Source organism: Candidatus Magnetominusculus dajiuhuensis (genome assembly GCF_046044395.1).
In the GTDB taxonomy this organism is placed as follows: domain Bacteria; phylum Nitrospirota; class Thermodesulfovibrionia; order Thermodesulfovibrionales; family Magnetobacteriaceae; genus Magnetominusculus; species Magnetominusculus dajiuhuensis.
In genome coordinates this window covers 1-12301 of record NZ_JBJUSG010000108.1, presented here as the reverse complement: position 1 = coordinate 12301, position 12301 = coordinate 1, and the positions used below count along the sequence as shown (strand labels likewise).

Below are 12301 nucleotides of genomic sequence, written 5' to 3'. Positions count from 1 at the left end.
GCTTTCAAAAACCCTTTTATCAATAGGTGCAAATTTCTATATCGGAGCTTGGGACAATAACTCAAATTGCAATCAGCTCAAACATATGTTATAATTAAACAATGCCGGGGAAAATCAGGGAGCTTGTCGTGGTGAAGAAATGAAAAAAGCTGATCGGTACCATAAATGGGTTGAATGGAGTGAGGAAGACCAGGTATATATAGGAAAGTGTCCTGACCTGATAACGGGCATACACGGTGGCGACCCTGTAAAACTATACAGTGAGTTATGTGAGGTCGTAGAGGATGTTATCCATCATTTCGACGCGGAAGGGCGCAAACTCCCTGTTCCATGTACTCGTCCAATGCGGGAAGTTGTGTAATGTGAATGTTTATATCTGATAACTCAAACCGGCAAATGCGGGATTGCCGCCACTATCCCCTAATTTACACCATCCCCCAATTTTAACGGGCTGCCACCTTTATCGTCCTTATCAGGGCCTCGGCCTTTTTCAGCGTCTCGAAATATTCCCGTTCAGGGTCGGAATCCGCGACGATTCCCGCACCCGCCTGGACGTATGCCATGCCGCCCTTTATGACAAACGTGCGTATTATGATGTTTAGATCCATGTTCGATGAAAACCCCACATAACCCGCCGAACCCGTATATGGCCCTCTGGCAACCGGCTCAAGCTCGTTGATTATCTCCATGCACCTGACCTTAGGCACACCCGTTATTGTCCCGCCGGGGAATGTTGCCCTGATTACGTCAAAGCAGTCCTTGCCCTCTTTGAGCCGCCCCCTGATGTTAGATACTATGTGGATAACATGTGAGTACTCCTCGGTAATCATCAGCTCGTCAACGCCAATTGTGGCATATTCACAGACCCTGCCAAGGTCATTTCTTTCAAGGTCAATGAGCATGATATGCTCGGCTCGCTCCTTTTCATTTAACAGAAGCTCTGCCCTCATCAACTCGTCCTCGTGTGTGTCCCTGCCCCGCGGCCTTGTCCCCGCGATTGGCCTCGTCTCCACTGATTTATACATGCCGGTTGAGTCGTTTTTCATTTCCACGCTGACGAGACGCTCAGGCGACGAGCTTACAATATGATAATCGCCAAAGTCGAAATAACAGGCAAACGGCGATGGGTTTATCTGTGACAGCACCTTATAAATTGCCCACGGGGAGGTGGTCTTTATTTCGGCACAGAGGCGCTGAGACAGATTCGCCTGAAAGATATCACCCGCCCTGATGTACTCAAGCGCGCGCCTGACGATTGCCATGTACTGGGCCTTTGTCATGTTATAGAGAATTTCCACGTTACCGTGCTCAATCAATTCGTTGGCCTTGCCGGTGGCGCTTCTTACGCCTCTTAGTACGGCGCAATAGCCGTTGATAGTTTCGGCGGCTTGTTCATAGTAATCCTGCCAGTTTGCGCCGACGCCGTTAAAGCCGAATTTTGTCTCCCGCGCCGCGGGGCACACGACAAACCATGCCTTTTTTTCTTTGTGGTCAAACGCGAGCAGTTTATCAATCATAAAGAAGTGTGCCGTGGGGATTTCTAAGTCATCATCAACGGCCGCATCTGGAATATCCTCAAAATACCTCACGAAGTCGTAACTAATAAAACCGGCTGCCCCGCCCTGAAATGGCGGCAGACCCGGTGAGAGTTGCTGAGGATATGCGCCGACAAGTTCCCGCAGCCGTGACAGCGGACTTTTGATAGAGACGCTCCTGCCTGCCTTGATGGGTGTATTCGTGGCAGACGATACAGTTGAAACCTCGACAACCCCGTCGCGCGCCGTTAATATTAAATATGGATCGAACCCTATATAGGAATATCTTGCAATATTAAACGGGCCTTTGATGCTTTCAAGGAGAAACGAGTTCTTATTTTTTAACACATCATAGTAATCGGCGGGGCGGCAATAGGGGATTTCCTTATACACGGGGGCAATCCGGCCACTTTCAACGCAACCGGCCTTAAATGTGTCTTTATCAGGGCACATTATATCTTTCAACGGGGATAATCCCTGAGCCTCAATGATTAATCAAGCGTGCGGCCGTCCTAAATCTTGGGCAGCGTAATACCTGTCTGCGACTGATATTTACCTGTCTTGTCTTTATATGAGACCTCGCAGGTCTCCTCGGCGGCAAGGAAGATGAGTTGGGCGATTCCCTCGTTTGCGTAAATCTTCGCGGGCAGAGGGGTAGTGTTTGAGACTTCAATAGTAACGTGTCCTTCCCATTCAGGCTCAAGCGGGGTGACGTTAACGACAATACCGCATCGGGCGTATGTTGACTTACCCAGACAAATGACAAGAACGTCGCGGGGAATCTTAAGATATTCCACAGAGGACGCCAGCGCGAATGAGTTCGGGGGGATAATACAGGCATCGCCCCTGAAATCCACGAAACTTTTCGGGTCAAAGGTTTTCGGGTCAACAATAGTCGTGTTGATGTTAGTAAAAATTTTAAACTCGTCGGCAATTCGCATGTCATAGCCGTAGGAACTAACGCCGAAGGATACGACACCCTTGCTCACCTGCTCAAAGCTATAAGGCGCTATCATACCCTTTTCCGCCATCTTCTTTATCCACTTATCATTTTTAACCATCTCAATACCTCTGTCAAATAGATTAACAACTCCCCCTGATTATATATAATCCAACAACTTTCTTACAACAAGCCCCGCAATCCCAATCTCCGATATAGGAATGTACACCTTTTCCCCAGAAATCGGAAATCCTTCGACAAGCTCAGGATGATTCAATTGTTGAAGAGATCTTTTTACTTCTATGACTTCATTTTAGCATGAGCCTGTCGAAGGATGGGTTTTTTTATTTCACCTTTCAGGTGTTATGGCATATCATCCTAAACTCTTAAATTACGAGTGTTTTCTCATCTTTTCACTTCTCTATATCGGATTTAGGGGCAATTGTCAATGAACGGCCAGAGTGCGTGAGTATCCCACGGTAAATTTGTTCTCCATCATAAGTAAGTGTAGTTGCTTAGATTGTTGTCATTCTTGTCCCTTTCCGTCATTCCGGCTTGCAGACTGTGTCATAATTATTTTTTACAAAAAAAATCAAAACATGTAACACACATAGTTATATGTCTATCTGTATTGGCATTTCGACATATAACTTTTTTCTAATACCGAAATGAGGTCAAAGATTGTATATTATTTAGTCTGTCATTCCTGCGAAAGCAGGAATCCAGTTGTTTTAAGCATGGAACAACATAATAATAAATGGAAGTTCCGATGAATAATGTAACTTATTGAAAAATATCATCACACAGTGCAACGGTGTTCCTGGATTCCTGCTTTCGCAGGAATGACACGGTTTGTTGTACAGTCTCTTGTCTGCAACTTGGAATAACTTTTCGACAATAATTATCGATAATTCAATACGAATTATTTCACGTAATTGTGACACGGTCTGTTGTCCGGAATCGTCCCTTAAATGGTTGTTTCATGATGATTTTGCCCATTCTGAGGTATAAGGATAGATTCCGGACAAGCCGGAATGACAGACAAAAAAAAGAACAGTCTGGAAATCATTGCAACTTCCCATGAAAACTTGGTTTATTCGTTAGAACAAAATTACCGTGCTTTGGGTTAATACAGTTTGCTGAGCAGTCTATTAAATGTTTACAATAATCCCAATTTTTTTTGATATGGCTCTTTATCATTATTTATGAGCCTATCTTTTAATCTAAACTGGCCTGCAACGGTGTTAAGCGCCGTAGAGAGTTCCTCTAAATTATCTGACGCCGTGCCCAGTTCATGCGACATGTTGCCGGTCATATTTGATATTTCGAAAATCTGTCCTATATCGTTTATCATTGTTTCGGAAATCGATGTCATACGCTCTGCAGAGTTAAGAATTTGATTCACCTTGTCCCTTAAATCGTTTACACTCTCAACGATATTGTTTAGCGAAGTGCCGGAGTCCTTCGACAGATTCACTCCGGCCTCAATACGTGTCAGGCTGTCTTTCATCGAATCAACCGCCATTTCGGTCTCGGTCTGAATCGCCCCAATCATGTCGCCGATTTCAGTGGTAGCCTTGGAGGTTTTTTCCGCCAGCTTCCTGACCTCGTCAGCTACGACAGCAAACCCCCGGCCCTGTTCCCCCGCCCTTGCCGCCTCTATTGCGGCATTCAGAGCTAATAGATTTGTCTGGTCGGCAATATCGTTTATAACTCTGATTATCTCCCCGATTTGTTTCGACTTCTCGCCCAACGTTGCCATTATCCCGGCGGATTCCATAACCGTGGCCTCAATGCCATGGACTTCTTTGACTGTGTCATTTACTATCGCTTTACCATTTGTGGCTACCCTAAGCGCGTCGGATGCCGAGGCCGCTATTTCTGCGGCACTTACGCCGATTTGACCTGCGGTTGCTGATAGTTCGTTTGTTGAATCCATGATACCGGAAGTCCTGTTGGACTGTTCCGTTATTTGGTGTTTAATAGCAATAGATGATTCATTTAACTTCTTGCTGGCATTGGATACGTTATGCGACGCCATCTGTACATCTGTAATAGCCACGTTAAGTTTATTCACCATGTTATCCATTGACTCCATAAGCAGCCCGACTTCGTCGTTATTAGCGGTAGTGATTTCAATTGCAAGGTCTCCACCGGCCAGTTTATCTGTGGCCTTCAGGGCCTCGGTAAGAGGCTTTATAAATGTCTTAACTATTGAAATATACAGGATTATAACTATGACAGCCATTGATATAATAGTAAACAGCGCATGATATATCATCGCCCTATGCGTACCTGAAACCATTTCCGTCACATCTTTTATTACCAGGATGTCCCCAATATTGTTTCCAGAGTAGTCTTTAAAGGCAACCCGCTTAAAAAAAACCGACTTATCCCCTAAAGCAGTGATTTGACCTTCTTTCTTCAAATCAAGCCTCATAACAAGGTCTCTTATGCGAGCATCCGAATAAAGAAAAAAAGTGAGGCCGTCTTTTTCTAAATCTTTTGCTTTGTCCTCAAATCTCTTAGACTTGGTAAAAATAGAGCTTTTCGCACCCACTGCATAATCCGCTGAGGTTATTTGTCGCGCAGTCTCAAGAATCGAATCTATATCCCCTCCGAACTCTACACTTCCAACGTGGCTACCGTCAACTATAACCGGATAGACAATTCTAAGGCCAAGCCCTTCACGGCCTGCCTCAAGACCGGCTACTGATTTCTTTGTACTGTTGACGGCAACAACTGTTTGCCTGAAGGCGGATAAGTCATCACCATGTTTTTCAGGCTTATGAACACGAAAGAAGCTTATGGCAGGGGGCTTGTGAAATTGAAATTGTTTGACTCCATATTCAGGTTTGAGCTTGTTTTTAAAAAAGTCCAGTGTAAGATTATTAAGTGCCAATCTATCACCGTTGGCAAATGCTGTTTGTATTTCACGGTTTAGCAAAAATATCTCAAGAGACATGGACAAATCCTGTTTCCTTGCCCGTAACTCGCTGCTATATACTTTTTCGAATATTTCAATTGATTCCATAGCGCTATTAATAACCCTATTTTTGCCTTTCCAATAGTCGTCTGCAGTTAGAACTATTCCGAATAAACACATTATTAAAACAATCGCAAAGAATATTTTTGTCTTGAAACTGGTAAATTTCTTGTTACGCATATCTGCTTGTAATGCCTCCTTTAAGTATTTAGCGATGAGCTTGTTTAACTAAAGTCACGAATCGCTATTATACGATTTAGAATCTCTTATGTCAAATAGGAGGTAAGCTGGAAAAAGTTGACACCAGTGTGTGTTTCTGCATTTCACGAAAAAGGTGGCAGAAGATACGAAAGTGTTAAAAAACACTCCTTCACTGCCTAAAAATCGCAATTGCGCGTCTCTATTACCACGTTTATCGTCCTTTTGTTCCTCTCTGCTATTACTTCATTCTGATTTTTATAAAATCATCAATGCTTAGTCCTGCCCCTTCAAGTATTTTTTTGAAGGTCTTTGGCCTTATTATATCTCCGCTATGGTAGGGTATTATCGTTTGCTTTCTTGTTGAAGGGTGTCTCCACTTTTGATGGCTTCCCGACTGGTCTATCTTTATAAATCCTATTGAGCGTAACACCCTTATTATCTCATCAGCCGTAACGCGGAGCTGTCTTTGGCCCACTACACCATAACCTCATAGACTTTCGCATCAAATGGTACTTGTTCCTCTGAAGGTCTCAGGTATAATTCAAGGGCTTCAATGAAATTCTCACGGGCCTCTTCAAATGTGCTTCCGTAGGTAACACATCCCGGCAGTTCAGGGCAATACGCAACATAGACATCCTCATCCGGTTCGACTATTATCCTAAGTTTCATCAGGTTTATCCCCCTGTAAAATTACTTCTAATTTGATAGATTTATAAATTTTCCTATTGTCTATTTTAACATATCCTCATCGTTAACGCAAAAGCCCGTTTATCAACAAAAAACATTCCTTCACTGCCTCAAAATCAGAATTCCTTGTCTCAATTACCACGTTTATTCCCCGTTCATTTATCACATCTGCATACTGCCTTACTATATCGTATTGAACGCTGTCACCGCGTATTGGCCAGTGTCTGTCTGTCAGGCCGTCGTTTTCTGAGAGATGCAGCTCCAGGATTCTATGCGCGTATTGCCTGAACAGCAGCTCAACCGCGGCAGCGTAATTAAATCCCGTAAGGTGCGAGGAAATTTTTAAATGCCCTAAGTCTAACAGTAGATATATGCCGGGAAATCTATCAAGCATCCCCGTTATCTCTTCAATGTGTATCATAAAACAACAGTGTCTGTCTGGATTTGGGTAGAGATTCTCCAGCGCAAGCCTTATATCTGGATACTCCATTTTGAAATATGACGCTGACTGCCCGATGTCTTCAACTGTGAATGTGTTCTTATCATATAAATCAATGAGGATTTCTTTTTTGAGGCTGAATGATTTCTTAAACCCCGAGTGTACCGAATAGTATGGAATCTCAAGCACCCTGATACAGGCAGCCGCCTCTTTTATAAACGCGCTGGTTCTGTCGCTGTTTTCGGCGAAGTTCATTATAAAGTGTCCAGTTGGGGGAGGGGGGAAGTAGCCGTGCAGGAGGAAGTTTAATCCCCTCTGCCTTTTTATCTCAACGAGTTTCGCTGTCAGGCCATCTTCGTAGTCGCACCCGCCGCTGAGTTCAATGTTTTTTGTGAACTGGGCGCACCGCCTCACGCACTCAATGGTACTTGCTGAGTTAATCGCTGATGTTGAGACGTAAATCAGGTTTATTATCCCCTCAGGCCGCGTTTTTTATGTAATTATTTACAATAACGCGGGCGAAGTCCATTGCCCCTTTTACCGCCACCATACCTTTTCCCTTAGAACCTGGTACAGGTATGCCGCCCCCCATTTAATTGTCTGGAGTTTTGCCTCGCCGCCGATTCTCTTTGGCTCATCACCGGCTATCTCTGTGATTTTTAATTTTCTCTTTGCCGCACGGGTTGATAGTATAGGCTCCCAAAAAAGCCTCGTCCTGAATAATTTCTCTGGCGTTGTGTATGTTATCTCCTTATCCAAATCAAGGCTGCTTACCAGTTCCTTTTTATACGCACGATATATCCCCATGACATCGGTATATGTGCCGCCATAGAGGAAGTTTACAGTTCTCGTGAAAAACCAGTTGCCAAAACCCGTGACGATGTTGTCATCATAGCTCTTAGCCCCATCGCCGTATCTGGATACGATGACCATGTCGTAGCCCTCTCTCATCTTTTCGACCAGTTTCGGTATCAGCTCAGGGATACAATTGCCATCAGGACTAAATGTGATGATAACATCGCTTTCAATAGTGTTAATTGCATCTATCATGGCACGGCGCACGCCTGGCACCTTTTCCAAATACAACGTGTAATTATTTTCTCTGATATATTCAATTGAACCGTCCGTAGAGTTGCCGTCAACAAATACTATCTCGTCAACCCACTCCCTATTGATCTTAGGCATTATCTGCCTTAACCCCACGATTTCATTAAACGTCGGTATTAACAGCGCTACTTTCACTTAAAATGACCTCCTTATCTTTAATAAATGCCTCAGCCGCCATCAGTTTTTCAGAAACTCCTCAACTTTTTTTTCGAGACTTCCCTTGTCTAACCCATAGTACTCTCTGATGATTTCTCTGCCACCGTACTTGTAACAAAACCCCTTGTCATGCCCGATGCCTAAACGCCTGAGTTTAACAGGCAGGTCGTTATCTATGATTATCTCGCCAAGGGCGCTGCCAAGCCCGCCCGGCAAAAAGTGCTCCTCCAGGCTGACAATCTTCTTTACCCCCTTGAGTGCGTCTATTAAGAATTCCTCATTTATTGGGAACGTATATATGTCTATTACTCCTGTGTGGATATTTCTTTCCTCAAGACGCTTTGCCACTTGCAGCGCGGCATGTGTCATGCAACCCGTTGAAACCAGATAAAAGTCCTTTCCCGTCTTAACAACCGCCGCACCCGCCGTAAAATCTGTATCAGGGGCATATATATCAGGAAAGACCTCTCTGTCAATCCTGACGTAGGTGGTGTTTTTTATATTATAGGACATCCCCGCAACCGCTTCTGCCATAACACTGTCAGTGATATTGTGTATAGTTATGTTTGGCATTGAGCGCATTATGGCAATGTCTTCAAGCACATGGTGCGTCGGCCCGGAATCCTCATAGCTCATCCCCGCCCCAACCCCCGCTATGGCCATGGGGATTGTCATGATTGAACACTCGACCCTGATTTGCTCAAGACACCTAAGCGTAATAAACGGGGCTATCGCATAGAGATATACCTTTTTTCCCTTGAGCGCAAGGCCGGCACCGATGAGGACGGCATTTTGCTCGGCTATCCCAGCGTTTACAAACTGCGCCGGTAAGTCTTTTCTGAATTTATCAAGGGACGGTGCCCCCATATCCGCCGAAATCAATACCACGTTGCGGTCTGTCGCGGCTATCTCATATATCTTGTTCCAGAAGGAGTCTCTTTGCGCTATGTTATTCATCGCCTTGCCTCGTCAATAAGCACACCCTCGCCATTTCGGCGTCTTTGCCCTTAGGGGCCTGGCCGTGCCATATGGGATTATTTGTAAGGCACTCAATCCCTTCGCCCTTCACGGTGTCGGCTATCAGCACGAGGGGTTTATGTGACCGTCGGCAGCGCACATAGGCAAGAGCCTCAACTATATCCTTTATTGAGTGCCCATTTACCCGTTTGACATTCCAGCCACATGCCCTCCATTTGTCTTCCATCGGCTCAAGCGCAATTATGTTTTCTGTAAAATCTGTAACGCAGAGGTAATTCCTGTCCACAATAGCAACCAGATTGTTTAATTTATTGTGCGCCGCAAACATTGCGCTCTCCCATATTGAGCCTTCATAACACTCGCCGTCACCCAAAAGCGTAAACACCATAAAGAGGTCCTTGTCCATCAAGGCACCCAGGGCAATGCCGGCGGCCACTCCAAAACCATGCCCCAGCGACCCCGAGGTCAGCTCCACGCCCGGCACATCCCACTGCAGGTGAACACCAAACATACCATCAGGCTGGGCAAACCTGTCAAGCTCCGGGAGGTCAAAAAAACCTGTGTCGGCAAGCACCGCGTAGAGGAGCGGGCTTGCCTGCCCCTTGCTTAGAATAAACCTGTCTCTGCCACTCCATTGCGGGTTTTCAGGGTCATATTTGAGGATGCCCCCGTAGTACAAGGCAACCATTATATCAACACTTGACAGAGACGATGTCACATGTCCCGTCCCTGCCTTTACGCACATATCAAGCACCCTTTTTCTAAGTTCGTACGACTTGTTTTTTAAACTGACCGCCGAGCCGCTCAATAAAATCTCCTTGTTTAATAGCCTAAAATTAATCGCCTAACAGCTTCCTCTTGATCTTACATCCGAGCATCTTCTCAATATGTCTTCTTACCTTGCCGCCGAATCGTCTTTGTGCCATGTCCAGATACAAGGGGTTTGCATGATATGTATAAAACGCCTCATCCCTGAACCTCAGAACCTCGGCGGAAGTTAAATACTTAGTCGGCAGGGGTTTCGTATCATACCCAAGCTGTGCATACCCGTTCAATGTCTCGGGCAGGTGTTCTTTGGCGGTCTTATTGTATAACTCCGAACCGGGGTATGCCATTACAGAATAGAAATTTGCAAACTCGCAGTTTAACTCAGTCGCAAGCCGCAGTGTCTCCTCCATCGTGCTGATGTTATCCTCCGGCAGGCCGAACATAAAATTCCCCAGCACATATATATCATTGGCCTGAATCATACTGACAACTGTCTTTATGTCTTTGCGAATCTTCTTGTTGACGTCTTTTCTTACGCCCTCGCTGGCTGATTCTATGCCCAGACAAATCCAGTTTATTCCGGCGTGTTTCATCTTCTTTAACAACCGCTCCTCAATCGTGTCAACCCTGCCATATACCCAAAGGTTTACGTCGTGCCCGCGTTCAATCATCATGTCGCAGAATCTCTCCACGCGCTCTGCCGACAAGATAAACAGCTCATCATCAAGCCTGATATTTCTTACCTTATGCTTTATTACAAGCTCATCAATCCATGAGAAAACCGTATCCAGTGGCCAATACCTGATACCGGGCCTTCCAAACACAGAATTGATACAGCAAAAGGTGCAGTTATACGGGCAGCCCAGAGACGTGTTCATAGCCACGTAGGGCGACCTGACGTCTGAAAAATCGTCTCGCACGCTGCCTTCAAAATCCTGAAAGCAGTGCATATTGTGCGCCCTGTAGTTTGTTAACGGCGGGAGCAAATCCCACGCGTAACCAGTAAGCTGCGCGTCCAGGTCTTCTATAATATCCGCAATAGGATTCACTATTACCCCCGCACCGCCGCCCTTATAACAAAGTCCTTTTATATCTTGCAAGCCGCCCCTGCCTTTGAGGCAGTTTACCAGCCCCTTAATAGTATGAGGGCCTTCGCCGATGATTACGAAGTCCACCGCCTCTTCTGTAATCGTACGCTCTGGCAGTGCCGAGGGGTGCATACCACCCATAGCCAATGGCACCGCGTCGTTTGCCCTCTTTATATCCCCTGCAATCCTGCCAGCGGCGGGCATAGTCTGAGTTGACGCCGATGGATTATGCCCATAGACCATCATGACGATTAATTCGGGGTTGTAATCACTGAGCAGCGCACTTGCGGTATTGTCGTCCCATCCTTCAACGTTTACATCATAGAGCCTTGTAGAGAACCCCGCCTCCCTTATATATTGGGCATTCAGCAACGTCCACGCGGGGGTAGCTGTTGCGGTGTATTCGCCTGAAAGGTCTTGATACGTTTTTCGATGATTGCCGGGATGGATAAACAAGACATCGGTTTTATTCAATAGCCCACCTATAATATCTCATTATTTTGTAAACCTTTCACTGCTTTAGATTATCATATTGTGCTGTAATATGCAACGTGTTGGGGGAGGGTGGCAGAGTTGGGGCAGTGCGTTGATATGATACCAAATGCGTTCATAGAAGTGAGAAGATTTCTATAACAAATGAATCATCCTGAGTCTTCCCCGTTTGATGTGGTGTCTCCTGTCTCCATTGTAAAATCAACAAACAGAAAACCAGACACCGGAACACCAAAAAAACTGTATTGATTAATATCGATTTCTTCAATCTCCATGCTCCATCTATCGCCATCATACCACCATGCGTCTCTTTGCGCTTCGGCCATTGTACTCGTGAAAAATGCTTTCGATAATCTGTTCGTTGTTTCAGAGTGGAGCCACCGCTGTTTGGATACAAGTATCTCTTCTCTACCTTTCCGTCTTCAATGCACGATAACGTTATCACATATTTCATGTTTTTCACTTCGTTAAGTTAAAAACTACTGTCCAAGATTTCCATATTTACTATCATACCGATCTCTTGAGCAAATAAAATTAGAATTTATGTAAGATATTTAAACATCTCTGTAAATGCAGGGATAAATACATAGCGTTCCGCCTTGTCCTACCTTACTGACTACGAGTTCTTAACATATTCTTAACAACTGTCAGCAACTCACTACGGCTCCACCCAATATCCTCCGCCATTGTTAAAACGGCATTAAGCTGAGACAGGTGAATTTCAGTCCCGCCCCTAATATCGTCTACAAGGTTACAGAGAGATGTCGTGTCCATGTGATATAGAAAATGATATATTTTTTCTATATGCGGCATAGGTTATGCGGGTATTGTATCTTGTGGATAAGAGCAATGTCAACAACAATGAGGAAACAATGTCGTACCAAAGTAGAAATGTCCTATTCTTACCAAAATAGAAATGTCCTA

The 12301-nt window shown here is 44.9% G+C and carries 12 protein-coding genes; 1 reads left to right on the top strand and 11 read right to left on the bottom strand.

The features are described from left to right. Positions 1-139: 139 nt before the first annotated feature. Positions 140-361: a pilus assembly protein HicB gene (locus AB7D94_RS13315; protein WP_420266386.1), complete on the top strand. Its 222-nt coding sequence runs from the start codon at positions 140-142 to the stop codon at positions 359-361. An 82-nt stretch (positions 362-443) separates the two neighbouring features. On the opposite strand, the gene AB7D94_RS13310 is transcribed toward AB7D94_RS13315, so the two are convergent. The 11 genes from AB7D94_RS13310 to AB7D94_RS13260 all read right to left on the bottom strand — a co-directional run bounded on the left by AB7D94_RS13310 (position 444) and on the right by AB7D94_RS13260 (position 11703). Continuing rightward, positions 444-2000 carry an anthranilate synthase component I family protein gene (locus AB7D94_RS13310; RefSeq protein ID WP_420266385.1) on the bottom strand — a complete coding sequence of 519 codons (1557 nt, stop codon included), beginning with the start codon at positions 1998-2000 and terminating at the stop codon, positions 444-446. Positions 2001-2047: 47 nt separating this feature from the next. Continuing rightward, positions 2048-2596 carry a dCTP deaminase gene (dcd, locus tag AB7D94_RS13305; RefSeq protein ID WP_420266383.1) on the bottom strand — a complete coding sequence of 183 codons (549 nt, stop codon included), beginning with the start codon at positions 2594-2596 and terminating at the stop codon, positions 2048-2050. Positions 2597-3634: 1038 nt separating this feature from the next. Continuing rightward, entirely contained in the window at positions 3635-5641 is a 2007-nt protein-coding gene (locus tag AB7D94_RS13300) for a methyl-accepting chemotaxis protein (RefSeq protein ID WP_420266382.1), read from the bottom strand. 259 nt (positions 5642-5900) lie between these two features. Continuing rightward, positions 5901-6137 carry a type II toxin-antitoxin system HicA family toxin gene (locus AB7D94_RS13295; protein ID WP_420266381.1) on the bottom strand — a complete coding sequence of 79 codons (237 nt, stop codon included), beginning with the start codon at positions 6135-6137 and terminating at the stop codon, positions 5901-5903. After that, positions 6137-6331: a type II toxin-antitoxin system HicB family antitoxin gene (locus tag AB7D94_RS13290; RefSeq protein ID WP_420266380.1), complete on the bottom strand. Its 195-nt coding sequence runs from the start codon at positions 6329-6331 to the stop codon at positions 6137-6139. The genes AB7D94_RS13295 and AB7D94_RS13290 overlap by 1 nt, the downstream gene beginning before the upstream one ends. An 82-nt stretch (positions 6332-6413) precedes the next feature. Continuing rightward, a complete protein-coding gene (locus AB7D94_RS13285; RefSeq protein WP_420266379.1) occupies positions 6414-7202 on the bottom strand; it encodes a sugar phosphate isomerase/epimerase family protein in 789 nt (262 codons plus the stop codon). Positions 7203-7325: 123 nt separating this feature from the next. Next, positions 7326-8030: a glycosyltransferase family 2 protein gene (locus AB7D94_RS13280; protein WP_420266377.1), complete on the bottom strand. Its 705-nt coding sequence runs from the start codon at positions 8028-8030 to the stop codon at positions 7326-7328. Positions 8031-8072: 42 nt separating this feature from the next. After that, on the bottom strand, positions 8073-9008 hold the full coding sequence (locus tag AB7D94_RS13275; protein ID WP_420266376.1) for a transketolase family protein: 936 nt from the start codon (positions 9006-9008) through the stop codon (positions 8073-8075). After that, positions 9001-9837 (bottom strand): transketolase, encoded by an 837-nt coding sequence (locus AB7D94_RS13270; protein WP_420266375.1) that lies wholly within the window; start codon positions 9835-9837, stop codon positions 9001-9003. Before AB7D94_RS13270 ends, AB7D94_RS13275 begins: the two co-directional genes overlap by 8 nt. A gap of 28 nt (positions 9838-9865) precedes the next feature. After that, positions 9866-11359, bottom strand: a complete 1494-nt coding sequence (locus AB7D94_RS13265; RefSeq protein ID WP_420266374.1) for a B12-binding domain-containing radical SAM protein — start codon at positions 11357-11359, stop codon at positions 9866-9868. 167 nt (positions 11360-11526) lie between these two features. Next, on the bottom strand, positions 11527-11703 hold the full coding sequence (locus tag AB7D94_RS13260) for a hypothetical protein (protein WP_420266373.1): 177 nt from the start codon (positions 11701-11703) through the stop codon (positions 11527-11529). Between the last annotated feature and the right edge of the window lie 598 nt (positions 11704-12301).

Bases quoted from the DNA above. Each gene is read 5' to 3' on its own strand.
- AB7D94_RS13315 (WP_420266386.1), top strand. From the start codon at position 140: ATGAAAAAAGCTGATCGGTACCATAAATGGGTTGAATGGAGTGAGGAA.
- dcd (WP_420266383.1), bottom strand. From the start codon at position 2,596: ATGGTTAAAAATGATAAGTGGATAAAGAAGATGGCGGAAAAGGGTATG.
- AB7D94_RS13300 (WP_420266382.1), bottom strand. From the start codon at position 5,641: ATGCGTAACAAGAAATTTACCAGTTTCAAGACAAAAATATTCTTTGCG.
- AB7D94_RS13290 (WP_420266380.1), bottom strand. From the start codon at position 6,331: ATGAAACTTAGGATAATAGTCGAACCGGATGAGGATGTCTATGTTGCG.
- AB7D94_RS13275 (WP_420266376.1), bottom strand. From the start codon at position 9,008: ATGAATAACATAGCGCAAAGAGACTCCTTCTGGAACAAGATATATGAG.
- AB7D94_RS13260 (WP_420266373.1), bottom strand. From the start codon at position 11,703: ATGGCCGAAGCGCAAAGAGACGCATGGTGGTATGATGGCGATAGATGG.